Raw genomic sequence first — 25,486 nt, forward strand, 5'->3', positions numbered from 1 at the left:
TCAATGTGTTTGTCTGCGCCACCTGCCTCCGGTGCAGAGCGGCACGCGCGTTTGCATATCTAAAAAACCAAGGGGTGCTCAACGAGTTGCCGAGTATTGCGACCGCACCTGTTCACGCACACCACGGAAAGAATGTCCTTTCCGGCGAGCACGAAGTGCGAGGCGGGAAGTATGACTGCCTTGTCACGAACGCGGAGTGTGCGGGAGCACCGATTCCAGATGTACCACTGCCCCCTCCAAGCCAGGGGACCCACTTAAGAGCTGGCGGTGTGAGCCCGCTTTCTTTGCTTACTTTCTTTGCGGCGGCAAAGAAAGTGAGTGCCGCCCCGCACAGGGGCAACACTAATAGACCACCGTGAAAGCAAGGAAAGGCCAACACCCGAGGAACACAACCAAAACCAACTGCCGCCCCGCACAGGGGCAGCGCTAATAGACCAGCGTGAATTCAAGGAAAGGCCAACACCCGCATAACACAACCAAACCAACCGCCAGCGGCACCCACTACAACATCGTCCTAACCTGCCAAAGCTCCGGAAACAAAACCACATCCAGCATCTTCCGAAGATAAACCGCGCCATTAGTCCCACCAGTCCCCTGCTTAAACCCGATAATCCTCTCAACAGTAGTCACATGTCTAAACCGCCACTGCCGAAAAGCATCCTCGAGGTCGACAAGTTCCTCGGCCATCTCATACAGATCCCAATGCTGCGAAGGATTCCGATAAACCTCCAGCCATGCCGCCTCAACCGAAGCATCATGCACAGTAGGCTGCGTCCAATCCCTCTCCAGCCGCGAGGCTGAAATCTCAAACCCGCGCCGGGCGAGCAACCTCACCACTTCATCGTAAAAAGAAGGCGCTTCAAGCGAAGCTTTGACTTCGGAAAAAACATCCGCCCGATGCGCATGCGGCTTCAACATCTGCGCATTCTTGTTGCCAAGCAAAAACTCGATCTGTCGATACTGGTAAGACTGAAACCCGGAAGAGCTTCCCAAATATGGCCGCATTGCGGTGTACTCGGACGGCGTCATCGTCGCGAGAACGCTCCACGCCTGCACCAGTTGCTCCATGATTCGCGACACACGCGCCAGCATCTTGAACGCCGGCGGCAACTCGTCGCGATGCACCGCTTTCAACGCGGCACGTAACTCATACAGCGCGAGCTTCATCCACAACTCGCTCGTCTGATGCTGAATGATGAACAACATCTCGTTGTGATCCGGCGACAACGGATGCTGCGCACCCAGCACCGTCCCGAGCGACAGATAATCGCCGTAACTCATCGACTCCGAGAAATCGAGTTGCGCGTCGTGCCAGCTATCGCCGGAAGAAGCATCGTCAACCGAACGGGGAGAAGAGTCCGCCGCTGTCATCTCACGGCCATGTCCGAACGGACATCCCTGTGCAGGTTTTTCTTCCGGCAAACCCGGCGTATTCATGTGATCTGTCATCGCAAGCTCCTCAGGTCACCGCCCCGCGCGCGGCGAATTCAGGTGCGCGCCAGGTTTCCTGCGTGAGCACTTCGCGCAAGGTTTCCACCGCGTCCCACACGTCGACAAAACGCGTATAGAGCGGCGTAAAGCCGAATCGCAACACATGCGGCTCGCGGTAATCGCCGATCACCCCACGCGCGATCAACGCCTGCATCACCTCATAACCATGCGGATGTTCGAAGCTCGCATGCGAGCCGCGTTGCGAATGCTCACGCGGCGTGACCAGCTTCAGCGGAAATTCGCTGCAACGCGCTTCAACCAGTTCGATAAACAGATCGGACAACGCGAGCGACTTCTGGCGGATTGTCTGCATATCGGTCTGCAGGAACACGTCGAGCCCGCATTCGACCAGCGACATCGACACCATCGGCTGCGTGCCGCAAAGAAAACGGCCAATGCCATCGTCCGGCTGATACGCCGGGTCCATTTTGAACGGCGCGCGATGACCCCACCAACCGGACAGCGGCTGCGCGAAATCGTTTTGATGCCGCTTCGGCACCCACACGAAGCCGGGCGAACCCGGTCCGCCATTCAGATACTTATACGTGCAGCCCACCGCGTAATCCGCGCCGACGCCGTTCAGATCGACCGGCACGGCGCCCGCCGAATGGGCGAGGTCCCACAGCGCGAGCGCGCCCTTGTCGTGGATCAGTTGAGTCAGCGCGGCCATGTCGTGCATGTAGCCGGTGCGGTAGTTCACATGCGTGATCATCGCGATGGCCGTGTCGTCGCCAATAGCGGAGGGCAACTCGGACGGATCGTCGACCAGACGCAATTCATATCCCCGGTCGAGTTGTTCGATCAGGCCTTGCGCGATATACAGATCGGACGGGAAGTTCGAGCGCTCGGACACGATCACGCGACGCTTCGGATCGCGCGCATTCGCGACCCGCAGCGCCGCGGACAACAGCTTGAACAGGTTGATCGAAATCGTATCGGTGACGACCACTTCGTTGTCGGCCGCGCCGATCAACGGCGCGAGCTTGTTGCCCAGACGCCGGGGCAATTCAAACCAGCCGGCGTTATTCCAGCTGCGGATCAGCCCTTCGCCCCATTCGGCGGCGATCACGGTTTGCGCGCGTTGCGCGGCGGCAGCCGGCGGCACGCCGAGCGAGTTGCCGTCGAGATAGATGGTGGTCGACGACAGCGCGAATTGAGAGCGCAGCGGCGCGATCGGGTCGGCGTTATCGAGCGCGAGTGCTTCGTCACGATGGTTCATGGCGGTTCCGTTGGTGAAATCGTTCAGATTCGGTGAAAAGTTCGATTGGGAGTGGGGATGCGGCACTTAGTGCGGTTCAGGCGACGCATCAGCCTGCATCCCCGGCAACGCCCGTAAAACCGCCCGCACCGGGCTCGCGTCGAGCGTGGTCAGCTTCAGCGGCAGTGCGATCAACTCGTAGTCGCCGGGCGCGACGGCATCCAGCACGATGCCTTCGAGAATCGCCATCCGGTGCGCGCGGATTCGATGGTGAGCATCCATCGTCTTCGATTCCTGCGGATCGAGCGACGGCGTATCGATGCCGACCAGTTTCACCCCTTTCGACGCAAACAGGTCGATCGTCTCGGGTGCAACTGCGCAGAATGCGCTATCCCAAGTGGCGGTCGGCGCATTTCTGTAAGTCCGCAGTAAGACTCGCGGCGGCAGGTTGTCGAGCGACCCGGCGAGGTGTTGTGGCATCACAACAGGAGATACCCCTATGCAATGAATCACCCTGCATAAACCGAGATAGATCTCGAGCGGCACCTCGCCGATTGCCGCGCCCTCGGCGTCGTAATGCAGCGGGGCGTCGGTGTGCGCGCCGGTGTGCGGCGACAGCGTCAGTCGCGCGACATTGACGGGCGAGCCCGCCTCCATACGCCATACGCGCTCGATGGTGACCGGCGTGTCGCCTGGCCAGACGGGCGTCGTGGTATCGACGGCGGGGGTGATGTCCCAGAGTGTTTGCATGTCTCCATCTGCGAAATATGTCTATCCGGAAATGATAGGTGGGTTGCGACGAAATGTGATTGCGAAAAAATCACCTTGTGACGCGTGTCTTGGAACATAATTTGAGTCAAACGTGAAAGGGAGACCGAATATGAACGCGATCTCGCTAGACGCCACCGATTGCCGAATCTTGACGGTGCTTCAGCAAGAAGGACGGATCAGCAATCTCGACCTCGCGGAGCGCATTTCGCTCTCGCCATCAGCCTGTCTGCGGCGCCTGCGTCTGCTTGAAGAGCAGGGCGTCATCGAGCATTACCGCGCCTGTCTGAATCGCGAAGTTCTGGGGTTCGAGCTGGAAGCGTTTGTGCAGGTGTCCATGCGCAACGACCAGGAAAACTGGCATGAGCGCTTTGCGGAAGCGGTGCGTGAGTGGCCGGAAGTGGCCGGCGCGTTCGTCGTCACTGGCGAGAGCCATTATTTGCTGCGCGTGCTCGCGCACAACCTCAAACACTATTCGGATTTCGTGCTTCAGCGGCTCTATAAAGCGCCCGGCGTGATGGATATTCGCTCGAATATCGTGCTGCAGACGTTGAAGGAAGATTCGGGCGTGCCGGTGTCGCTAGTGACGAAGACGGGCGGCCATAGCGCCGCGCATAACGATCGCTGAGCAAACGGCTGGCTGGCTTTGGCGGCCGATGAGGCGGGCGTCGGTGGAGTTTTTCGGCGGCTTGAGCTGAGGCGATTGGCCCGGTTGGCACGATACGCGGCACGGCGAATGACGTGCGGCTGACGGCGTGCATGCCGTCGAGCCCGATTTCCAACATTTTCTCCGCAGGTTCCGCGCGAGCCGCTGTTGCGGTGCGTCTCGCGTGAAGGGCGACCCGCCGTAGTTGAACGCCGTCGTCTACTCCTTGCTGGCGTGTCCTGCGCGACACCCGGATCCACCGGTGCAGACATTTCGCTGCCATTAACGCTGACGTTGACGCGACGCATGTCACTGAACTGATGAGTGCTCGCCACCTCGCGGCACCCGCTAAACCGCATTCAGAGCGATTTAAGCCCGTGAAACTGTCCGTTCTGAAACACGAGCGGCGCAATCTCCGCAGCGTTTTCATGGACGCCGCAGCGTTCCACTTCGCCGACGAAAATCACGTGGTCGCCTTCTTCGTAGCGACTACGGTTATGGCATTCGAACCATGCGAGCGCGCCGTCCAGCACCGGCATGCCGGTATCGCCCTCCGCGTGCGACACGCCTTCGAAGCGGTCGCCCTTCACGGTTGCAAAGCGCTTGCACAGATCGAGCTGCGACGCCGCCAGCACGTTGATCACGTAGTGACTATTAGAGCGGAAGGCCGGCATCGACGCCGAGCGGGTCGCGAGACTCCACAGCACCAGCGGCGGATTGAGCGAAACCGAGTTAAATGAACTGGCTGTGATGCCGATCAACTGGCCGGATGCCGAACGCGTTGTAATAACGGTGACGCCGGTGGCGAACTGGCTGAGCGCCTGCTTGAAAGCGGGCTGGTCAAAATTGGGCGGGCTGGCGTGCTTCATTGAGAGGAGGTTCCTGGCGCCAGTCGGGTGAAACCGGGGCTGAACCCACCGCGCGCGCGGTTGAAAACAAATGATTCGAAAGTCATAGTGAAAATCGTCGATTTGCCCCAATTTTAACTGCAATCGCGGTGGGCTGGCCGTGATCCCAGATGGAGAAAGGGGAAACCCGCTAAGCTGCAAAGTTCTTGCCGATGGCACGAGCGTTGCGTACCAGCAGGACCGGCATGGCCGACTATCAAAGATCAAGGAGCAGGCAGCATGAGTCAGACAGGCGAAATCGCCACCCTCGGTGGCGGATGTTTCTGGTGCCTCGAAGCGGTGTATCTGAGCGTCGATGGCGTGAATTCGGTGCAATCGGGCTATGCGGGCGGCCAGACGCAGAATCCGACCTACGAACAGGTATGTGACGGCGTGACCGGACACGCCGAAGTGGTCAACGTCGACTTCGATCCGGCGAAAATCAGCTATCGCGAGATTCTCGACATTTTCTTTGCGATCCACGATCCGACCCAGTTGAACCGGCAGGGCAACGACGTGGGCACGCAGTACCGTTCGGTGATTTTCACGAACTCCGACGCGCAGCGCGAGACGGCGTTACAGACAATCCGCGAAGTCGGCGAACAGGGCATTTACGACGGTCAGATCGTCACGCAAGTGCTGCCGCTCGATGGCAATTACTGGCCGGCAGAGGCGTATCACCAGAACTATTTCGCGCAGCATCCGAATCAGGGGTACTGCTCGGTCGTGGTGGCGCCGAAGGTGTCGAAGTTTCGTCAGAAATTCGCGCATCGGATCAAGGCGTGAGGATGGGGCGGTGGCGTGAGATTTCAGCATGAGATCCTGGCGCTGATCGTCACGACGAGGACTTGCATAGGCTGCTGCGCCCGGATGACGTCTGACGGCCGGCGCCACATGCAGTCTGTGCGGTCCTCGAAACACAAAGCGACGAGCCGCCACCTGCTCAGCGGTGCCACAGTCTGATCGCGTGCATTCGCGCTCGTCGCACAGCAACCCGCTTTAACGCGTGCCGCTCTGCTTCACCCCGGCTGGCCGCCAGGTTCGCTATCGCCATCCCGATCGTCAGCTTGGTCCGGTTGCTGCTGACTCTCAGCCTGCTCACGCTCATGAAGCAGGCGCGCATACGCATCGATAATCGCGCGCGCCAGTTCCACACAACTTAACGGCGCCGATCCCTCCGCCTTGTTGTTGATGGCGATCACCACCGGCTGGCCGGCCAGCGCATAGCGCGCGGCCAGTTCCGCGAGCGACGCCCGCGTAGCCGGATCCTGATCGACCATTTGATTGAACGGCTCGTACTTGGCCTTCGCCTGCTCGTATTTGAAGCCGCCGTGCAGACTCCAGCGCACGATCAGCGGCCCGGCCGGCTCGCCGTCCAGCAGCGCGAGTGCCGCCGCCTGGCGCGGCGGGTCCGGCATGCGCGCATGAATCCCGACGCAATACCGCACGCCGGTCGCTTTGAGCGTGCGGATAAAGCGCGGCGTCAGCAGACTCGCATCGCGGATTTCGATCGCGTAGCAACTGCCGTCGGGCAGCGTCGGCAGCGCCGTCAGAAATTCGGCCAGCCGTTCGATGAATACCGCCGGCTGCGCGAGCATCTGATCCGGCAACGGCGAAAGCTGGAACACCAGCGCACCCGCTTTCGGACCGAGCCCTTCGAGACAGGGCGTGACGAATTCGTCGATTGCCACCTGCGCGTTCAGAAAGCAGGGGTTCAGCGAGACTGGCTCGCCGCGTGCGGCGCGCACGGTGGCGTCGGTGACCGTCATCGGCGCTTTGACGATGAAGCGGAAATGCTCAGGGACCTGCTGCGCGTAGCGCAAGTAGTCGGTGACGGACAGCGCCTGATAAAACGACCGGTCGATGCTGACCGTCTTTAGCAGCGGATGCGCGCCATAGGCGGTGAGGCCTTCGCGCGAGAGTTGGCTATTGCTGTATTCGTCGCCGTAGACAATGCCGTTCCAGCCTGGAAACGACCAGGTCGACGTGCCGAGGTGAATTTGCGGCGGTAGCTCGTCTGCCAGCGCGAGCAATTCGGCCGATGGCGGCGCCGCGAGGATCTCGCGCGCGCGCCGCTTTTTGGGTGGATCGGCGGCAGTGGACGGCGCGCCGGCTTCGCGGGGCGAACCGGTGTTCTCCAGCGTCGCGCCGGTCGCTGTTGCCGGATGTGCAGGTTCGGGCGCCGCGGCGTCTTCCTGCCAGAGTGATGCAGCCGTGGAAGACTTGGCGCGCGGCTGACGTCGGGCTTCGGGCTGCGTCGATGCAGTCACGGCGGTTTGCGCGTCGCGGGCGGGCGACGCTGGCTCGATTCCAGCGGTGCGGCCTCGTTCTTTCGCCTCCTGTGTCGAGCGCGCTGGCTTCGCGTGCGAAGCATCCGCCACCGCTGCCGCCGACACCGCCCGTTCCACCGGCATCCCAAACAGATCGAACTGCGCAGCTTCACCGCCGCCGTCGACACTTTCGCCATGGCCGTCCAGCGGCTTGCCAATCCCGTTTGTCCCGCTCTGCGCCATCGATATCCGACCTGCTGTTTAAAGTTGCGCCGCGTCGCGACGCCTATCCGCGACGCGACGGCGCAACCGTATCACAGCGGCTTGTCGTACATGTAGCGGCGCGACCACGGCAGGGTTTTCGCGCTGCGGCCGGCCTTGCGGCACACCACCTGATAGATCGACACGTCGTCGGTTTCGAACGCGTAGGCGCAGCCCGCGAGATACACCCGCCAGATGCGGAATTTCTCGTCATCGACAAGTGAACGGGCCTTCTCCGCATTCGCCTCGAAGTTTTCCGCCCAGATATCCAGCGTGTGCGCGTAGTGGCGGCGCAGGCTTTCGATGTCGACCGCTTCCAGCCCGCCGCGCTGCATTGCCTCGAGCGCGAGGCTGATGTGCGGCAACTCGCCATCCGGAAACACGTAACGGTCGATAAACTCGCCGCCACCGAGCGCGGTTTCGCCGCTATCCGAATCGCTCGACGTAATGCCGTGGTTCATCGCCACGCCGTCATCGACCAGCAGGTCGTGGATCTTCTCGAAGTAGCCCGGCAGATTCTTGCGGCCCACGTGCTCGAACATGCCGACGCTCGTAATGCGATCGAATTGCCCCTGAACGTCGCGATAATCCTGCAGACGAATTTCGATCTGACCTTCCAGTCCCGCCGCCTTCACACGCGCGGTGGCGAGATCGAACTGGTTCTGCGACAGCGTCACGCCCACGCACTTCGCGCCGAATTTCTGCGCGGCGCGCAGCACGAGCGCACCCCAGCCGCAGCCGATGTCGAGCAGACGCTGCCCCGGCTGCAACTGGATTTTCGTCAGGATGTGATCGATTTTCTTGATCTGCGCGGTCGCGAGATCTTCATCGCCGTTTTCGAAGTACGCGCACGAGTACACCATGTTCTCGTCGAGCCACAGCTTGTAGAACTCGTTCGACACATCGTAGTGATACTGGATCGCCTTCTTGTCCGACGCCTTCGAATGATGAAAGTAGCGCCGCACGCGCGCCAGCTTGCTCGCGCTGGTGACGGTATTGCGCGCAAGCTGATAGCCGATATTGATGATGTCCGACAGCTTGCCTTCAATATCGATCTTGCCCTGCACGTACGCCTCGCCGAGATTGTCGAGGCTCGGTTCGAGCAGATACGGCAGCGCCGTTGCACTTTTGACATGTAGCGTGACCTGGGGCGCGGCGAACTGCCCGAAGTCATGTTGCTGACCGTCCCACAGCACGAGGCGTGCAGGCAGGTTAGCCTTGGTTTTTACGTCTTCTACCCACTGCGCCAGCTTCTTCTCCCAGAACATGTGATCTCTCCGTGTCCGTTGAATTAAAGCAAAGCTTGTGTGGATCGCGACTCAGCGCGGCGCAACTCCTATGCCGCAGACGCAATCCTGTCGTTGCGCGCTGCTACGTTGGCGGCGCGCTGTCGACGTTATATATTCCGATTCAAGGCGATAGACGGGAGATTTGCCAGTCGCCGTTTTCGCTTTCACGCGTATAGAGCATACGGTCGTGCAGACGCGACGGCCGGCCCTGCCAGAATTCGATTGCTTCGGGTACCAAACGATAACCGCCCCAGTGCGGCGGACGCGGTGGCTGGTCGCCGTATTGCAGACTGATTTCGCGTTCGCGTGTTTCGAGCTGCGAACGGCTTTCAATTACCTGACTTTGATTCGATGCCCATGCACCGATGCGCGAACCGAGCGGACGCGACGCGAAGTAGTTGTCGCTTTCTTCCGCGCTGGTTTTGACAATACGGCCCTCGATGCGCACCTGGCGTTCGAGTTCGATCCAGTAAAACAGCAGGCTCGCGTAGGGGTTGGCGGCGAGTTCGCGGCCCTTGCGGCTTTCGTAATTGGTGAAGAACACAAAACCACGCTCGTCGACGCCTTTGATCAGCACGATGCGCGCCGACGGCCGGCCGCGCGAGTCGACCGTGGCCAGCGTCATCGTATTCGGCTCGGGTAGTTTGGCGTCTACAGCCTGTTCAAACCAGGTGTCGAATTGGCGAAACGGATCGCGGTCGACATCGGCAACGTCCAAAGAACCCAGCGAATAATTTTTTCGAAGTTCTGCGAGTGAGGTCATGTTCTTATGCGAACGCTACAGTCAGGCAAGTATAGCTAAGGAGAAAATTCTTTGCGCGCGAGCAGGTCAAGCTCTCACGCTCTGAATGCACGGCTACGACGTATTGGGTGAGGCTCGACGATTCGTGCATTGCAACGTGTGCGGCGATGCGGCTCGGCGCGTTCAGGCAAAATACGGTCTGAGTGCGTTTCAGGTCGATTGTGAATCGACCCGGACGCCGCCAATTTCCGTTTTGCCAGTCTTCAACGAGTCCCGCCACCATGTCCAGCACCACCGCGCAAGCCGACGCGCAATCCGACGCGCAATCCGATCTTACTACCAGCCTCGACGGGAGTGAAAGCGCCGACCACGCACGACGCTTCGGCGGCATCGCGCGGCTGTACGGCGCGCCTGCGCTCGCCGCGTTCGAAGGCGCACACGTCGCGGTGATCGGCATCGGCGGGGTGGGGTCGTGGGTGGCGGAGGCGCTGGCGCGCAGCGCGGTCGGCACGCTGACGCTGATCGATCTCGACAACGTCGCCGAGAGCAACACGAACCGGCAGATCCACGCGCTCGACGGCAACTACGGGAAACCGAAAGTCGAAGCGATGGCCGAGCGGATCGCCGCGATCAATCCGTACTGCGATGTGCGGTTGATCGAAGATTTCGTCGAGGCGGATAATTTCGACACGACGTTAGGCGGCGGTTTCGATTACGTGATCGACGCGATCGACAGCGTACGCACCAAGACCGCATTGATCGCATGGTGTGTGGAACGCAAGCAGCCGTTGATTACCGTGGGTGGCGCGGGCGGCCAGCTCGACCCGACGCGCATTCGTATCGACGATCTCGCGTTGACGATCCAGGATCCGTTGCTGTCGAAAGTGCGCGGGCAACTGCGCAAACAGCACGGTTTTCCGCGTGGGCCGAAGGCGAAGTTCAAGGTGAGCGCGGTGTATTCCGACGAGCCGTTGATCTATCCGGAAGTGGCCGTCTGCGATATCGACGAGGAAGCGGAGCACGTGAGCACGTCGCCGGGCCACACGGGGCCGGTCGGTTTGAATTGCGCAGGGTTTGGGTCGAGCGTGTGCGTGACCGCGAGCTTCGGTTTTGCCGCGGCTGCGTACGTGTTGCGGGCGCTGGCGAAGCAGGCCGCTGCCTGACGCTCGAGCCGACAGTTTCAGCGAAAAGTTTCAGCCGGATCAGGGCGAAAAGCAAAAGGCGGTGAAAGCGGCGATGCGTCGCTTTCACCGCCTTTTTTTACGGCCCATGCCAACGCGGCAGCTAGCTTCGCAGCGGCCACGCGTGGATGAAGCCAGCGCAAATCAATACAGCGACGCGCTCAACTTGCGCCGCCATTGCGCCACCAGTTCCGGCTGATGCGCGGCCAGATCGAACACGGATAACATCGTCTTGCGGCCGATATCGTCGCGGAACGTGCGGTCGCGTTGCACGATTGCCAGCAGATGTTCAAGTGCTTCTGAATATTTGAGGCGGGCGATCAGCGCGCTGGCCAGATCGAAGCGGGCTTCGAGATCGTCGGGTGCGGCGGCGACTTTAGCTTCGAGTGCGTCGGTGGGCGGCAGATCGGCGGCGGCATCGACGGCGTCGAGGCGGGTTTTGATCGCGTTGAAACGCGCGTCGATACCCTGTGTGGTTTTCGGCGACAGCAGATCGACTTCGTTACGCGCTTCGTCGATACGGTTGTCATCGAGAAGCAGTTCGATGCGGTCCATGCGCGCTTCGTCGAAGCCCGGGTCGTAGGCGAGGGCGGCTTGCAGCGCGTCGTACGCATCGTCGCGACGGCCTTCGGCGAGCGCAGCCTGTGCTTCGAGACGCGCGGCGTCTGCGCCTTGCGGCACGAGCCGGTCGATGAATTCGCGCAACTGGCCTTCCGGCAGCACGCCGACAAACTGGTCGACCGGGCGGCCGTCGGCAAACGCCATCACGTGCGGAATGCTGCGCACCTGGAAATGCGCGGCCAGCTCCTGATTCTCGTCCACGTTCACTTTTACCAGCTTCCATTTGCCGGCGGCTTCGGCTTCGAGCTTTTCGAGCATCGGGCCCAGGCTTTTGCAGGGGCCGCACCACGGCGCCCAGAAATCGACCAGCACGGGGGCCAGTGTCGACGCCGCGATGACGTCCTGTTCAAAAGTGGCCAGAGTGGTGTCCATTGCGTCCTCGTCGATAAAACGGTTTGTCAGTAAATGGGGCCGAACGGCGCGGATTCAATGCGGGGCACGCTTGCCCACGCGAGCGTCGGGGTTAATCGGCGCGGACTCGCGCTCGTGTGCTCATGTGCGCTGATTCGCGCATGTTGCCGCTCACTTACGCTCCGGCAGCGGAATCCATTCGATTTCGCCCGGCACCTTGCCCATTTCCTGATTGCTCCACGCGAGCTTCGCTGCGTCGATTTTCTCGCGCGAACTCGCCACGAAATTCCATTCGATAAAGCGCTCGCCATCCAGTTTTTCGCCGCCGAGTAGCATCGCGCGCGCACCGTGCGTGCTCGCGAGCGTGACAGTTTCGTCAAGCGCGAGCACGGCCATCTGACCGACTTCGAGCGGCGTGCCGTCGATTTCCAGATCGCCGTCGACCAGATAGACACCGCGTTCCTCATGCTCCGGTTCGAGCGCGAACGCGCCGCCCGGCGCGAACTCGGCGGCGACGTACAGCGTGCCGGAGAACGTCGTGACCGGCGACTCCGCGCCGAACGCCGTGCCCGCGATCACACGCAACGTGACGCCATTGCGTTCGACTACCGGCAACGTGTCAGCCGCGTGGTGCGCGAACGACGGCTCGACCTCTTCGTCTTCGAGCGGCAACGCGACCCACGTCTGGATGCCGTGCATGGTCAGCCCACTCGCGCGGTCTTCGGCGGGTGTGCGTTCGGAATGAACGATGCCGCGCCCGGCCGTCATCCAGTTGACGTCGCCGGGGACGATTTTCTGCTCCGAGCCGAGGCTGTCGCGATGCATGATCGAGCCTTCGAACAGATAGGTCACGGTCGCGAGTCCGATATGCGGATGCGGCCGCACATCGAGGCCGGTGCCGGGTTCGAGGGTAGCGGGGCCCATGTGATCGAAGAAGATAAACGGGCCGATCAGACGAGCGGCCATGGCGGGCAGCACACGCCGCACGGTCAGACTGCCGACGTCGCGCAGATGCGGTTTGAGGACGGCTTTGATCGAGGTAGACATGGCAGGCTCGGCTGGAATGGTGGGCGGAAATCTTGCGCAATGGACGATTCTACTGCGCAGCGCACCATGCCGACGCCTCGGTGCCGGCCCGCACTCCGGGAATCCGTAGCGGGGCCGGCGACCGGCAAGGTAAGGCTCCGCTAAACTGCCGGATTGAACAATGGGATGGAGACCGGGATGTCGCCCAAGGATCTGCTGCTCGCGCTGATCGTCGTGGTCGCGTGGGGCGTCAATTTCGTCGTGATCAAGGTGGGTTTGCATGGCGTGCCGCCGATGCTGCTCGGCGCACTGCGCTTCACGCTCGCTGCCGTGCCTGCGGTGTTTTTCGTGAAGAAGCCGAATCTGCCGTGGCGCTGGCTGTTCGCGTACGGCGCGACGATTTCCTTTGGCCAGTTCGCGTTCCTGTTTTCCGCAATGTACGTCGGCATGCCGGCGGGGCTCGCTTCGCTGGTGTTGCAGGCACAGGCGTTTTTCACGCTGATTTTCGCGGCGATTTTCCTGCACGAGCGCTTTCGTTTGCCGAACGTCGTGGGTTTGCTGATCGCGGCGGCCGGTCTCGCTGTAATCGGTTTGCAAGGCGGCCATGCGATGACACTCGCCGGCTTCGTGCTGACCTTGTGCGCCGCATGTTCGTGGGCGCTCGGCAACATCGTCACGAAGAAGGTCGGCAAGGTCGATCTCGTCGGGCTGGTGGTGTGGGGGAGTCTGATTCCGCCGCTGCCGTTTTTTGCGGCGTCGTACGCGTTCGAAGGGCCGCAGCGGATTGCCGCCGCGCTGTCCGGCATCAGCGCGATGTCGATTTTCGCGATCGTCTATCTGGCGTTTATCGCGACATTGATCGGCTATGGATTGTGGAGCCGCCTGTTGTCGCGTTATCCGGCGAGCCAGGTCGCGCCGTTCTCGTTGCTGGTGCCGATTGTCGGGCTGGCGTCAGCATCGTTGCTGCTCGATGAGCAATTGACCGCGGCGCAGGTCGGCGGCGCGTTGCTGGTGATGGCGGGCTTGGCCGTGAATGTGTTCGGCGGATGGGTGGTGCAGAGACTGACGCCAGCGCGCTGAGCGCAGGTGCTGCGGGTCAGTGTCGCGGAGCTCATACGCATCGCGCATCGTGCATCGACAAAAAAACGGCCGCTTCGTCACTGAGCGGCCGTTGTTCATTGCTTCGTTCACTGCAAGCCGAAGCGCGTCAGGTCATCCGGTTTTTCGCCAGCGGCGGATTGGCTGCGAAATAACGCTTGATGCCATTCATGATCGCGTCGGCCATCTTGTCGCGATACGCGTCGTCGTTCAGGCGGCGCTCCTCGTCCGGGTTGCTGATGAACGCGGTTTCCACGAGGATCGACGGAATGTCCGGTGCCTTCAGCACCGCAAACCCCGCCTGTTCGACCGAACCCTTGTGCAGCTTGTTGATACCGCCAATTTCGTTCAGCACGAAGTTGCCGTAGCGCATCGAGTCGCGAATCTGCGCGGTGGTCGACATGTCGAACAGCGCGCGGTTGACGGTTGCGTCGGCGGACTTGATGTTGATCCCGCCGATCTGATCCGACGAGTTTTCCTTGTTCGCCATCCAGCGAGCCGCCGCGCTCGTCGCGCCATGCTCGGACAGCGCGAATACCGACGACCCCTTCGCCTCGGGTGTCGTGAACGCGTCTGCGTGGATCGACACGAACAGGTCCGCGCCGACGCGCCGCGCCTTCTGTACGCGCACGTTCAGCGGCACGAAGAAGTCGGCGTCGCGCGTCATCATTGAGCGCATGTTGGGTTGCGCGTCGATCTTCGCGCGCAGCTTCTTCGCGATGTCGAGCGCGACGTGCTTCTCGTACGTGCCGCCGCCGCCAATTGCACCCGGATCCTCGCCGCCGTGGCCTGGATCGATCGCGACGGTCAAGAGGCGCACCGTGTTGCTCTTGCCGGACTTCGGCGTGGAGAACGCATAGGTGTCGTCGCCGCTGTCGTCGTTGTCGCTGCCCAGGTTGTTCGGCTTGCTGCTGCCTTTGTTGCGCGCAATCGCGGCAGGCGGCGAAAGCGGAACCGCCGGCTTGCCAGCAATGATCGGCGCCGAAGGCGTGGGCGCGACATGCACCTGCGGACGCGGCACGCCCTGCGCAGGCGCTGGACCGCTGTTAGCGCCGCCATTGCTGCCATTCTGCGCATAGCGCTCGAAGAACGCTTCGCTGTTATCCGCGGCGGGCGGCGTGGTGCCGGGACCGCTCAACGTGGCAGGCGGTACGCCGTTCTCTTCGTTGAACGTCTGTTGCTTGTGTTCGGTCTGCGCGAGCAGATCCATTAGCGGATCGGGCGCAACGGCCGGATACAGATCGAACACGAGCCGGTACTTGTACGCGCCGACCGGTGGCAACGTGAACACCTGCGGCTTCACGGAACCCTTCAGGTCGAACACCATACGCACCACGTGCGGCTGATTTTGCCCGACCCGCACCGCCGAAATCTGCGGATCGTTCGGCGTGATCTTCGACACCAGGTCCTTCAGCGCCTGGTCCAGATCGAGACCGCTCAGATCGACCACCAGCCGGTCCGGTGCCTGCAACAGTTGCTGCGTGTTCTGCAGCGGCTGATCGGATTCGATCGTCACGCGGGTGTAGTCGCGCGCGGGCCAGACCCGCACGCCGAGCACCGAGCTGGCCATGGCCAGACGTGGCGCAACCAGCCCGAGTACGAGCGTGGACGCTCCCGCCCGCAGAATCTGCCGGCGCCGCCAGTTATGCGTGGCGGTAGCCGCGGATTCGATTGAGCGGAACGGTTTGATCAACATCTTTCGAGACATGCCTTTCCTGATTCGCTGTATGCCCGTGCGACGAGCACGCGTCCGTCGTTCTCGCTGTCCAGATCGAGTGAGAAGACGAGATCCGGCACCCCCAGAAGGGACCCCGCGCGCTGCGGCCATTCGACAAGGCAGACGGCACCGCTGTCGAAGTACTCGCGAAAGCCCGCGTCGGCCCATTCGGCCGGATCGGTGAATCTGTACAGATCGAAGTGATACAGCGCGAGTTCCCCAGCAGGGCGCTCGAGCGCATAAGGTTCGACGAGCGTGTAGGTCGGACTGCGCACGCGGCCGGTGTGACCGAGGCCGCGTAAGGTCGCGCGTACGAGAGTGGTCTTGCCGGCGCCAAGGTCGCCGATGAGTTGGACTTGCAGCCCGTGGAATGCCGTGTTGCCGTTCGCTTGCGGCGCAAGTTGCGCGGCTTCGCGCACGCTTTCGATCGCCTGCGCGAAACGCTCGCCGAACGCGTGCGTGGCGGCTTCGTCTGCGAGCGCGAAGCTGCGTTCGAGCAGAGGAGTGGCGGACGGCAGAATCGCGTGATCGGGATTGGCAGGCATTCTCGTAAAATGGCGTGATGAAACGAAGTCCGGAGTCCCCCGAGTCCACAGTTGCCAGCCTGCATTCGTCCATCGCAACGGACGATGCGGATAGCGCTCGTCATTACGATGAAGCGGCGCTGAATGCGCTCGCGTTGAACATCAAAAGCTGGGGCCGTGAACTGGGTTTCGGGGCGATCGGCATTAGCGATACCGATCTCTCCGCAGCCGAAGCGCCGCTTGCAGCCTGGCTGGAAGCGGGTTGCCACGGCGAGATGGATTATATGGCGAAACACGGCATGAAACGCGCGCGGCCCGCCGAGCTTGTGGCCGGCACGCGACGTGTGATTACCGCGCGCATCGCCTATTTGCCCGCTCAGACGTTGAAAGGAATCGCGCAGGAAAGCGGCTCCGGCGATGCGTCAATCGCGCAAGACTGGCGCGCAGCCGAGCATGCGCGGATCGCGGACCCGTCGGCTGCGGTGGTGTCGGTCTATGCGCGCGGCCGCGATTATCACAAGGTGATGCGTAACCGCTTGCAACATCTCGCCGAGAAAATCGAAGCGGAGATCGGTGCGTTCGGCTACCGCGTATTTACCGATTCGGCGCCGGTGCTGGAGGTAGAACTTGCGCAGAAGGCCGGCATCGGCTGGCGCGGCAAGCACACGCTGTTGTTGCAACGCGATGCGGGCTCGCTGTTTTTCCTCGGCGAAATTTATGTCGATGTGCCGTTGCCGACCGATGCCGTGACGTCGCCAGACCTCGCGCCCGAAACGCCTGGCTCGCATTGCGGCAGTTGCACGCGCTGCCTCGGCGCCTGTCCGACTGGCGCGATCGTCGCGCCTTATAAGGTCGATGCGCGTTTGTGCATCTCGTATCTGACGATCGAACTGAAAGGCAGTATTCCGCTGGAAATGCGGCCGCTGATCGGCAATCGTGTGTATGGCTGCGATGATTGTCAGCTTGTGTGTCCGTGGAACAAATTTGCGCAGGCCGCGCCCGTTGCCGATTTCGACGTGCGGCATGGGCTCGATCGCGCGTCGCTGGTCGAACTGTTTGCATGGACCGCCGACGAATTCGACACGCGGATGCAGGGCAGCGCGATTCGCCGGATCGGCTATGAAAGCTGGTTGCGCAATCTTGCAGTGGGGATGGGCAATGCGCTGCGTGCAGCGTCGGGAAGTTTGAATGCGTCGGCGCGTGATGCCATCGTGCAGGCGTTGAAGCGACGCGCCGACGACGCCTCCGCGATCGTGCGCGAGCACGTGCAATGGGCGCTGGAAGCGGCGTAAAGTAGCGCAGGCCGCGTGCCCCATGCAGGTACGCCAGCGTGCACCGTCGAGCCGCCGCGAGAGTAAGGAGCAGGCCATCATGTTCAACGCAGTGATTCATGCACCGTTCGGCAAGGTCGGCATTCGTCTCGAAGGCGAAACCGTGCGCGAGATCGTCTATCTGCCGGACTCGATCAACAGCGTCGCGCCCGACTCGCCGTTGGCGAAGCAGGCCGCTGAGCAGATAGATCGATATTTCGAGCGCGCGTCGGCGAAATTCGAGTTGCCGCTGGCCCCGGTCGGCAGCGCGTTCCAGCGCCGCGTCTGGCAGGCGATCAGCGACATTCCACCGGGCGTCGTGCTGACCTACGGGCAAGTGGCGAGGCAAATCGGCAGTGCGCCGCGCGCGGTCGGCCAGGCGTGTGGCGCCAATTTTTTCCCCATTGTGATTCCCTGTCATCGCGTGGTGAGTTCGAGCGGCATCGGCGGATTTGCGCACCACGGCGACGATGGTTTCTTTCGCAACGTCAAGCGCTGGCTGCTGGCGCATGAAGGCATTCCGTACGCATGAGCATGAGCGATACAAGCAATACCCTGACCGATGACGCGAACCTCGCGTCACCTCTTTTCATAGCGAGCACTGCATCGATCGATGCGTTCTGCGACGCGATATGGCTCGAACACGGGCTGTCGCGCAACACGCTCGACGCGTATCGCCGCGACCTGCGGCTCTTTTGCGAATGGCTGGCGCAGACCCGCAACGCGTCGCTCGATACCGCCAGCGAAGCCGATCTCAATGCCTATAGCGCCGCGCGGCATGGTGACAAATCGACGTCGGCGAACCGGCGTTTGTCGGTGTTTCGTCGCTACTACGGCTGGGCGGTGCGCGAGCATCGGGCGCAGGCCGATCCGACGCTGCGCATCCGGTCGGCCAAACAGCCCATGCGTTTTCCGTCGACGTTATCTGAAGCGCAAGTTGAAGCGCTGCTCGGTGCGCCCGATATCTCCACGCCGCTGGGTCTGCGCGACCGCACGATGCTGGAGTTGATGTACGCGAGTGGTTTGCGCGTCACTGAACTCGTCACGCTGAAGACCGTGGAAGTCGGCTTGAACGAAGGCGTGGTGCGCGTGATGGGCAAGGGCTCGAAGGAACGGCTGATTCCGTTTGGTGAAGAGGCGCATGGGTGGATCGAACGCTATCTGCGCGAGGCTCGCCCGGCGCTGCTCGGCGCGCGCTCGACCGATGCGCTGTTCGTCACGAGCCGCGCTGAGGGGATGACGCGCCAGCAGTTCTGGAACATCATCAAACGACATGCGGTGGCCGCCGACGTGCATGCGCCTTTGTCTCCGCATACGTTGCGGCATGCGTTCGCGACGCATCTGCTGAATCACGGCGCTGACTTGCGCGTCGTGCAACTGCTACTCGGGCACACCGATATTTCGACCACGCAGATTTACACGCACGTGGCGCGGGAGCGCTTGAAGTCGCTGCATGCGATGCATCATCCGCGAGGATGATGCATCCAACGCGGCGGCTTCAGACGAATTCGCGCAGCCGGTGCTTGAGAATCTTCCCGGTCGACGCAGCCGGCAGCGCGGCAAGCACTTTCAATTCGGCCGGCCGCTTATACGGCGCAAGACGCTCGCCGCACCACGCGATCAATTCAGCCGATGTCACCGTCGCGCCCGCGATCAATTCGACGAACGCGACCACTTCCTCGTTACCTTCGACCGCGCGCCCGATGACCGCCGATTGCACGACCTGCGGATGCGCGTTCAATACATGTTCGACCTCCGCCGGGTACACATTGAACCCCGAGCGGATGATCAACTCCTTGCTGCGCCCGACGATATGCAATGCACCGTCCGTGTCCTGCCGCGCGAGATCGCCGGTTTTCAGCCAGCCGTCTGCGGTCACGGCTGCACGTGTCTGCTCGGGGCTGTGGTAGTAGCCGAGCATCACATTCGGCCCACGCACCCATAGTTCGCCGATGTCTCCCGACGCTGCTTCGACGCCGTCGAGTCCGACGAACTTCACTTCGACGCCGGGAATCACCTCGCCGACCGAGCAATCGCTGCGCGGCGCGTCGAGCATCGTGTGAGAAACGGTCGGGCTGCTTTCCGTCATTCCGTAGCCGTTGTGCAAAGTCAAACCGTAGACGGATTCGACCTGCGCTTTCAGCGCAGCGTCGAGCGGCGAGCCGCCCGAGTAGGCAAAACGCAGATGCGGTGCCGACCACGCGTGGCCGTGCGTTTGCAAATGTTCGAGCAATTTGGCATGCATGGCCGGCACGCCCTGGAAGATCGACACGCGTTCGTCGGCGAGCGCGCGGCGCACGGCTTCCGGCGAGAAGCGCGGCACGAGCCGCAGCGTTGCGCCTGCATGCAGGCTGCCCAGACACACCGACGCGAAGCCATACACGTGCGAGATGGGCAGCACGGCGTACACGACGTCGTCGGGACCGACTTTACGCAGACGGCTCGACACAGCCGCGATGTACAGCAGATTGCGATGCGACAGCATCACGCCTTTCGGTGCGCCGGTCGTGCCGGTGGTATAGATCAGCGCGGCGCATTGGCGGTCGTTCGCGGCTTCGACTGGCTCGGCTTGCGCGGTGTGGTCCACCGAGTACGACCAAGCGCCGATGTCCAGCGTCATTGCGGGCGCCGGCGTTGCCAGATGGCGCTGCGCATGCTGCTGGGCGTCGGCGGAGCTTTCCACCGCATACGCGACCACACGAGGTTGTGCATGCGCGCGGATCGAATCCAGCTCCGCCGCTGATAACCGCGCGTTCGACACCAGCGCCCACGCGTCGAGCCTGGCAGTCGCGAACAGCAGCACGATCTGCACGATGCTGTTTTCCGCGACGATCATCACGCGATCGCCGCCGCGCACGCCCCATTCGCGCAGCAGTGCGGTGGCGGCATCGACGGCTTGCAGCAGTTGTGCGCTGGTCAGGCGGCGCGCGTCTTCGATCAACGCGACGTGGTGTGGATCACGCGCGGCGGCGAGTGCGGGGATGTCGGCGATGCGTGCAGGCAGTTCGACCAGCAGCGCGGGAATGTCGATGGTGGAACGGGTGGGTGAATCAATGCTCAACACTGTCTCCTACGATTCGATGCCGGCATCCATTGCGCCGGAAGATTTTCGAACGATCGTGCCATAAACGTCAGGCGCGCACAATTGGCCATTCGGCAAATAGCCGTTGCGCAAACTCGCCATTACAATGCGCCGATGAGCAAATCCAGACACGTCTCCGAAACGCCGGCCACGCAGTTCCTGCGCCGTCACGGCATCACTTTCGGCGAGCATCCTTACGAGTATGTCGAGCACGGCGGCACCGGGGAATCGGCGCGCCAGCTCGGCGTGGACGAACATCATGTGGTCAAGACGCTGGTGATGGAAGACGAGCACGCGAAGCCGCTCATCGTGCTGATGCACGGCGACCGCACCGTCAGCACCAAGAACCTCGCGCGGCAGATCGGCGCGAAGCGCGTCGAGCCGTGCAAGCCCGAAGTGGCGAACCGGCACTCAGGGTACCTGATCGGCGGCACGTCGCCGTTCGGCACGCGCAAGCAGATGCCGGTGTATGTCGAATCGACCATTCTCGAGATGGACAAGATCTGGCTGAACGGCGGCCGGCGCGGTTTTCTGGTCAGCATCGAGCCGACCGTGCTGACCGGTCTGCTGGCGGCGAAAGCGGTTCAATGCGCGAGCGTCGATTGACGTTTGCCTGAATGTTTTTCGATCGCGCACGTTGGGTAGAATGTGCGCCGCTTTGCGCCGCGTTGTTTGTTGGCGTTCCCTGTTGCGGCTGAGGTGTCGAGTTTCATCGACTTCAGACCGCCGATCCTTATAAGAGTCCCAGATGCAAAACCTGATCGTTGCTGTCGTTGCTTACCTGATCGGTTCGATCTCGTTTGCCGTCATCGTGAGCGCCGCGATGGGCCTCGACGACCCGCGCTCGTATGGCTCGGGCAATCCGGGGGCGACCAACGTCCTGCGCAGCGGCAGCAAGAAAGCGGCCATTCTGACGTTGATCGGCGACGCCTTCAAAGGGTGGCTGCCGGTGTGGTTCGTCGTGCACTACGGCGCGCGTTACGGGCTGGACGACACGTCGGTGGCGATTGCGTCGATTGCGGTGTTTCTCGGCCACCTGTATCCGGTTTTCTTCCGCTTCAAGGGCGGCAAGGGTGTGGCGACCGCGGCAGGCGTGCTGCTCGCCATCAATCCGATCCTTGGCGTCGCCACGTTGCTGACCTGGCTGATCGTGGCGTTCTTCACGCGCTATTCGTCGCTGGCAGCGTTGGCCGCGGCGGTATTCGCGCCGATTTTCGATGCCTTTCTGTTCGGCCCGCATGTCATCGCGCTGGCTATCGTGGCGATGAGCTCGCTGCTCGTGTGGCGGCATCGCGGCAACATTGCCAAGCTCGCGCGCGGGCAGGAAAGCCGGCTCGGCGACAAGAAGAAGGCGAACGCCCCGGCGGCGGGCAACGATTTGTGACGGTGGAAGGGCGCTGCGCGCCCCTCGCGGTGAATCGCGGAATCAGTCGCGGAAGTTATTGAAGTCGAGCGGCGTATCGGTCACGTCCTTGCGCAGCATCGCGATCACGCTTTGCAGATCGTCGCGCTTGCCGCCCGTGATGCGCACCGCGTCGCCCTGAATGCTCGCCTGGACCTTGATCTTGCTGTCCTTCACAAGACGCACGATTTTCTTCGACAGATCGCCGGACACGCCTTTCTTGATCTTGATGACCTGCTTGACTTTGTCGCCGCCGATCTTCTCGGTCTTGCCGTAGTCGAGGAAGCGCACATCCACGTTGCGCTTGGCCATTTTCGACACCAGCACGTCTGTGACCTGACCGAGTTTGAAATCGTCGTCCGCGTAGGCGGTGATTTCGTTTTCCTTATGTTCGACACGCGCGTCCGACCCTTTGAAGTCGAAGCGCGTTGAGATTTCCTTGTTGGACTGTTCGATCGCGTTCTTGACTTCGATCATGTTCGCTTCGCAGACGACGTCAAACGATGGCATTGCATTCTCCCAATAGTGCTGCGGTGCGTGACGCGGCCGGTCGGCTGCTCACGGGGCACTCGCTATAATCACGGACCGGACGTCATTTTACCGACGCCACTCCCTTTTGCCCAAGGCCGCGCGCATTGTCGCTAGCCTGAGGGCTAGCCTGGCCTCGTTCGCGGTCTCTCTTTCGTCGTTTCATTGCTCTCATTCCGATGTCCCACTCCGATTCCGCCCAGTTCATTGCCGGCTATCCGCTGAAGGCGCACAACACCTTTGGCTTCGATGTCCGTGCGCAGTTTGCATGCCGGATCGAACACGAAGAACAACTGATGGCGGCAGTGCGCGATCCACGCGCAGCCGGCCTGCCGCGCCTCGTGCTGGGCGGCGGCAGCAATGTCGTGCTGACCGGCGACTTCGGCGGCCTGGTGCTGCTGGTCGCGCTGCGTGGCCGCCAGGTCGTACGCGAGGACGACGAAGCATGGTACGTCGAAGCGGCTGGCGGTGAGCCGTGGCACGAGTTTGTCGGCTGGACCTTGTCGCAGGGGATGCCCGGGCTGGAAAACCTCGCGTTGATCCCCGGCACGGTGGGTGCCGCGCCGATTCAGAACATCGGCGCGTATGGGCTGGAGATGTGCGAACGGTTCGCGTCGCTGCGGGTGGTGGAGCTGGCCACGGGCGAAGTCGTCGAGCTCGATGCGCGCGCTTGCCAGTTCGGCTACCGGGACAGTTTCTTCAAGCGGGAAGGGCGCGACCGCTTCGTGATCACGTCGGTGACGTTCCGTTTGCCGAAGGTCTGGCAGCCGCGCGCCGGGTATGCGGATCTGGCGCGGGCGCTGGCTGTGAACGACACGGCGGTTGGCTCGCCGTCTGAGTCAGATGGCTCGCAGCCTTCCGCCCAGGCGATTTTCGATGCGGTGGTGGCCGTGCGTCGCGCGAAACTGCCTGACCCGCTGGAGCTTGGCAATGCCGGGAGTTTCTTCAAAAATCCGGTCGTGGATGCGGCGCAGTTCGGCGCTTTGAAGCTTCGGGAGCCGGAGGTCGTGTCTTATCCTCAGCCGGATGGTCGCGTGAAGCTTGCTGCGGGCTGGTTGATCGACCGATGCGGCTGGAAAGGCCGTGCGATGGGCGCAGCAGCCGTGCATGAGCGCCAGGCGCTGGTGCTGGTGAATCGCGGCGGCGCGAGCGGGGCGGAAGTGCTGGCGCTCGCGAAGGCGATCCAGCGCGACGTGCTGGAGCGATTTGGGGTCGAGTTGGACGCGGAGCCGGTTTGTTTGTGATCTGGACGCAACGGCATGGCGGGAAATGACAACGTGTGCTGAAGGCGAGCCGGGTTTCTAACCGAACTTTGGTTTCACGCCGCGTCGGCACGGTGATTCATGAGGTGGCCATTTCGCCGTGCACCCGTTGATCGGATAACGGGTGCCACGACGCCTGGCGGTGGTTTCGACCTTCGTCGTGCCCGGGTACGCGCTGCCCGGACGCTCAAGACGAGGTCAGGGAAGCGCGCCGGCTCATCAAGGCTCTTGCATTGCATGCAGCCGCAGGACTTGTGGCAAAGCGGGGTGTGCTGAAATTGAAAAAGGCGCCGGGAGTTTCCTCCCGGCGCCTTTTTTTGCATCCGCGTTCGAGACGGACTGCGCTTCACAGCGCACGACTTCACTCGCGCAAAGTCAGCCCAATCTCAAACAGATGCGTTAGTCCCGCTGACGGCGTGCATTCTCCGCAATCCGCATACGCAGCGCGTTCAGCTTGATGAACCCGCCGGCGTCAGCCTGGTTGTAGGCGCCGCCGTCGTCGTCGAACGTAGCGATCGTCTTGTCGAACAGCGTTTCCTTCGAATCACGCGCCACCACCGACACGCTGCCCTTATACAGCTTCACACGCACCCAGCCGTTGACCTTCTCTTGAGTATGGTCGATCAGCACCTGAATCGCGCGACGCTCCGGGCTCCACCAGTAGCCGTTATAAATCAGCGACGCGTAGCGGGCCATCAAGTCGTCCTTCAGGTGAGCCACTTCACGGTCGAGCGTGATCGACTCGATGCCGCGGTGCGCCTTCAGCATGATCGTGCCGCCCGGCGTTTCATAGCAGCCGCGCGACTTCATGCCGACGTAACGGTTTTCGACCAGATCCAGACGGCCAATGCCGTGCTTGCCGCCCAGGCGGTTCAGTTCAGTCAGCATTTCAGCCGCCGACAGACGCTTGCCGTTGATCGCGACCGGATCGCCGTGCTCGTACTCGATGTCGAGGTATTCAGCCTGGTCCGGCGCCTGTTCGGGCGACACGGTCCAGCGCCACATATCGGCTTCGGCTTCGGCCTTCGGGTCTTCCAGATGACGGCCTTCGAACGAGATGTGCAGCAGGTTCGCGTCCATTGAATACGGCGCGCCGCCTTGCTTGTGCTTCATTTCGATAGGAATGCCGGCCTTTTCTGCGTACGCGAGCAGCTTTTCGCGTGACAGCAGGTCCCATTCACGCCACGGAGCGATCACCTTGATGCCGGGTTCCAGCGCGTAGTAGCCGAGTTCGAAGCGAACCTGGTCGTTGCCCTTGCCGGTTGCACCGTGCGACACCGCTTGCGCGCCGGTCGCACGGGCGATCTCGATCTGACGCTTCGCGATCAGCGGACGCGCGATCGACGTGCCCAGCAGGTATTCGCCTTCGTAGACCGTGTTCGCGCGGAACATCGGGAACACGTAGTCACGCACGAATTCTTCGCGCAGGTCTTCGATGAAAATGTTTTCCTGCTTGATGCCGAGTTGCAGGGCTTTCTTGCGCGCCGGATCCAGCTCTTCGCCCTGGCCGATGTCGGCCGTGAACGTGACGACTTCGGCGTCGTAGTTGTCCTGCAACCACTTCAGGATGACGGAGGTGTCGAGGCCGCCCGAATAGGCGAGCACGACTTTCTTGATATCGCTCATGGTGAACTCGTAGCTGGAAAAAGCGGGAAAACAGGCGCACCGGCGGTTCCGGAGCGCGGAAAAGCGCTATTTTGACACTAAACCGCCGGGTGCCCGCGTTTTTGGGACAAGGCGGATCCAGCCGGGTCCGCTTGCAACCGTGGACCCCGGCTCGATGCGCGGCGCTAACGTGGATGCGTTGCCTCGTAGTCAAGGCCCCGTCGCGC

General features: G+C 62.0%; 24 protein-coding genes. 10 read left to right on the forward strand and 14 right to left on the reverse strand.

Features of this window, described 5'->3' with window-relative positions; genetic code table 11:
• Nucleotides 1-501: 501 nt before the first annotated feature.
• From kynA to kynB, 3 genes are all read right to left on the reverse strand, one after another.
• On the reverse strand, nt 502-1,449 hold the full coding sequence (gene kynA / locus LMG28727_RS28925; protein WP_201645764.1) for a tryptophan 2,3-dioxygenase: 948 nt from the start codon (nt 1,447-1,449) through the stop codon (nt 502-504).
• Between the two features lie 10 nt (nt 1,450-1,459).
• Nucleotides 1,460-2,710 carry a kynureninase gene (kynU, locus tag LMG28727_RS28930; protein WP_201645765.1) on the reverse strand — a complete coding sequence of 417 codons (1,251 nt, stop codon included), beginning with the start codon at nt 2,708-2,710 and terminating at the stop codon, nt 1,460-1,462.
• Nucleotides 2,711-2,776: 66 nt separating this feature from the next.
• Nucleotides 2,777-3,439 carry an arylformamidase gene (gene kynB, locus LMG28727_RS28935; RefSeq protein WP_201645766.1) on the reverse strand — a complete coding sequence of 221 codons (663 nt, stop codon included), beginning with the start codon at nt 3,437-3,439 and terminating at the stop codon, nt 2,777-2,779.
• A gap of 130 nt (nt 3,440-3,569) precedes the next feature.
• Here kynB and LMG28727_RS28940 point away from each other — a divergent pair, with 130 nt between their 5' ends.
• Complete coding sequence (locus LMG28727_RS28940) at nt 3,570-4,085, forward strand: Lrp/AsnC family transcriptional regulator (RefSeq protein ID WP_201645767.1); 516 nt, start codon at nt 3,570-3,572, stop codon at nt 4,083-4,085.
• A gap of 377 nt (nt 4,086-4,462) precedes the next feature.
• On the opposite strand, the gene LMG28727_RS28945 is transcribed toward LMG28727_RS28940, so the two are convergent.
• Complete coding sequence (locus LMG28727_RS28945; RefSeq protein ID WP_201645768.1) at nt 4,463-4,972, reverse strand: flavin reductase family protein; 510 nt, start codon at nt 4,970-4,972, stop codon at nt 4,463-4,465.
• Nucleotides 4,973-5,230: 258 nt separating this feature from the next.
• Between LMG28727_RS28945 and msrA the strand changes: the two genes are divergently transcribed.
• Entirely contained in the window at nt 5,231-5,776 is a 546-nt protein-coding gene (gene msrA, locus LMG28727_RS28950; RefSeq protein WP_201645769.1) for a peptide-methionine (S)-S-oxide reductase MsrA, read from the forward strand.
• A 233-nt stretch (nt 5,777-6,009) separates the two neighbouring features.
• On the opposite strand, the gene LMG28727_RS28955 is transcribed toward msrA, so the two are convergent.
• The 3 genes from LMG28727_RS28955 to pdxH form a co-directional block, all read right to left on the reverse strand.
• On the reverse strand, nt 6,010-7,503 hold the full coding sequence (locus tag LMG28727_RS28955; RefSeq protein WP_201645770.1) for a DUF72 domain-containing protein: 1,494 nt from the start codon (nt 7,501-7,503) through the stop codon (nt 6,010-6,012).
• A 71-nt stretch (nt 7,504-7,574) separates the two neighbouring features.
• Nucleotides 7,575-8,789, reverse strand: coding sequence for an SAM-dependent methyltransferase (locus tag LMG28727_RS28960; protein WP_201645771.1), 1,215 nt, complete (start codon nt 8,787-8,789; stop codon nt 7,575-7,577).
• A gap of 142 nt (nt 8,790-8,931) precedes the next feature.
• Entirely contained in the window at nt 8,932-9,573 is a 642-nt protein-coding gene (pdxH, locus tag LMG28727_RS28965) for a pyridoxamine 5'-phosphate oxidase (protein ID WP_201645772.1), read from the reverse strand.
• A gap of 260 nt (nt 9,574-9,833) precedes the next feature.
• On the opposite strand from pdxH, the gene tcdA reads away from it, so the two are divergent.
• Nucleotides 9,834-10,715, forward strand: a complete 882-nt coding sequence (tcdA, locus tag LMG28727_RS28970; protein WP_201645773.1) for a tRNA cyclic N6-threonylcarbamoyladenosine(37) synthase TcdA — start codon at nt 9,834-9,836, stop codon at nt 10,713-10,715.
• Nucleotides 10,716-10,877: 162 nt separating this feature from the next.
• Here the strand turns inward: tcdA and trxA are convergent, their stop codons facing one another.
• Nucleotides 10,878-11,726, reverse strand: a complete 849-nt coding sequence (trxA, locus tag LMG28727_RS28975; RefSeq protein WP_201645774.1) for a thioredoxin — start codon at nt 11,724-11,726, stop codon at nt 10,878-10,880.
• 150 nt (nt 11,727-11,876) lie between these two features.
• The gene (locus LMG28727_RS28980) at nt 11,877-12,752 is read right to left on the reverse strand and encodes a pirin family protein (RefSeq protein WP_201645775.1); all 876 of its coding nucleotides are present in this window, start codon (nt 12,750-12,752) and stop codon (nt 11,877-11,879) included.
• Between the two features lie 177 nt (nt 12,753-12,929).
• On the opposite strand from LMG28727_RS28980, the gene LMG28727_RS28985 reads away from it, so the two are divergent.
• Nucleotides 12,930-13,811 carry an EamA family transporter gene (locus LMG28727_RS28985; protein WP_201645776.1) on the forward strand — a complete coding sequence of 294 codons (882 nt, stop codon included), beginning with the start codon at nt 12,930-12,932 and terminating at the stop codon, nt 13,809-13,811.
• 127 nt (nt 13,812-13,938) lie between these two features.
• Here LMG28727_RS28985 and LMG28727_RS28990 read toward each other — a convergent pair whose 3' ends face one another.
• Together LMG28727_RS28990 and tsaE are read right to left on the reverse strand one after the other, a co-directional pair.
• Nucleotides 13,939-15,537, reverse strand: coding sequence for an N-acetylmuramoyl-L-alanine amidase (locus LMG28727_RS28990; protein ID WP_201645777.1), 1,599 nt, complete (start codon nt 15,535-15,537; stop codon nt 13,939-13,941).
• The gene (gene tsaE, locus LMG28727_RS28995; protein ID WP_201645778.1) at nt 15,519-16,091 is read right to left on the reverse strand and encodes a tRNA (adenosine(37)-N6)-threonylcarbamoyltransferase complex ATPase subunit type 1 TsaE; all 573 of its coding nucleotides are present in this window, start codon (nt 16,089-16,091) and stop codon (nt 15,519-15,521) included. Before tsaE ends, LMG28727_RS28990 begins: the two co-directional genes overlap by 19 nt.
• Before the next feature lie 17 nt (nt 16,092-16,108).
• Here tsaE and queG point away from each other — a divergent pair, with 17 nt between their 5' ends.
• The 3 genes from queG (at nt 16,109) to xerD (ending at nt 18,859) form a co-directional block, all read left to right on the forward strand.
• The gene (gene queG, locus LMG28727_RS29000) at nt 16,109-17,362 is read left to right on the forward strand and encodes a tRNA epoxyqueuosine(34) reductase QueG (protein WP_201645779.1); all 1,254 of its coding nucleotides are present in this window, start codon (nt 16,109-16,111) and stop codon (nt 17,360-17,362) included.
• Between the two features lie 79 nt (nt 17,363-17,441).
• Nucleotides 17,442-17,912, forward strand: coding sequence for a methylated-DNA--[protein]-cysteine S-methyltransferase (locus tag LMG28727_RS29005; RefSeq protein ID WP_201645780.1), 471 nt, complete (start codon nt 17,442-17,444; stop codon nt 17,910-17,912).
• Complete coding sequence (gene xerD / locus LMG28727_RS29010) at nt 17,909-18,859, forward strand: site-specific tyrosine recombinase XerD (RefSeq protein ID WP_201645781.1); 951 nt, start codon at nt 17,909-17,911, stop codon at nt 18,857-18,859. The genes LMG28727_RS29005 and xerD overlap by 4 nt, the downstream gene beginning before the upstream one ends.
• A gap of 19 nt (nt 18,860-18,878) precedes the next feature.
• Here the strand turns inward: xerD and LMG28727_RS29015 are convergent, their stop codons facing one another.
• A complete protein-coding gene (locus LMG28727_RS29015) occupies nt 18,879-20,441 on the reverse strand; it encodes a class I adenylate-forming enzyme family protein (protein WP_201645782.1) in 1,563 nt (520 codons plus the stop codon).
• 135 nt (nt 20,442-20,576) lie between these two features.
• Here LMG28727_RS29015 and ybaK point away from each other — a divergent pair, with 135 nt between their 5' ends.
• Nucleotides 20,577-21,068, forward strand: a complete 492-nt coding sequence (gene ybaK / locus LMG28727_RS29020) for a Cys-tRNA(Pro) deacylase (RefSeq protein ID WP_201645783.1) — start codon at nt 20,577-20,579, stop codon at nt 21,066-21,068.
• A 142-nt stretch (nt 21,069-21,210) separates the two neighbouring features.
• Complete coding sequence (gene plsY / locus LMG28727_RS29025) at nt 21,211-21,846, forward strand: glycerol-3-phosphate 1-O-acyltransferase PlsY (RefSeq protein WP_201645784.1); 636 nt, start codon at nt 21,211-21,213, stop codon at nt 21,844-21,846.
• Between the two features lie 42 nt (nt 21,847-21,888).
• Here the strand turns inward: plsY and LMG28727_RS29030 are convergent, their stop codons facing one another.
• Nucleotides 21,889-22,374: a YajQ family cyclic di-GMP-binding protein gene (locus LMG28727_RS29030; protein WP_201645785.1), complete on the reverse strand. Its 486-nt coding sequence runs from the start codon at nt 22,372-22,374 to the stop codon at nt 21,889-21,891.
• Between the two features lie 197 nt (nt 22,375-22,571).
• On the opposite strand from LMG28727_RS29030, the gene murB reads away from it, so the two are divergent.
• Nucleotides 22,572-23,636, forward strand: coding sequence for a UDP-N-acetylmuramate dehydrogenase (gene murB / locus LMG28727_RS29035; protein ID WP_201645786.1), 1,065 nt, complete (start codon nt 22,572-22,574; stop codon nt 23,634-23,636).
• Nucleotides 23,637-24,053: 417 nt separating this feature from the next.
• On the opposite strand, the gene LMG28727_RS29040 is transcribed toward murB, so the two are convergent.
• Nucleotides 24,054-25,280 carry an argininosuccinate synthase gene (locus LMG28727_RS29040; RefSeq protein WP_201645787.1) on the reverse strand — a complete coding sequence of 409 codons (1,227 nt, stop codon included), beginning with the start codon at nt 25,278-25,280 and terminating at the stop codon, nt 24,054-24,056.
• Nucleotides 25,281-25,486 lie beyond the last annotated feature (206 nt).

This window comes from Paraburkholderia metrosideri (assembly GCF_904848625.1).
GTDB lineage: Bacteria > Pseudomonadota > Gammaproteobacteria > Burkholderiales > Burkholderiaceae > Paraburkholderia > Paraburkholderia metrosideri.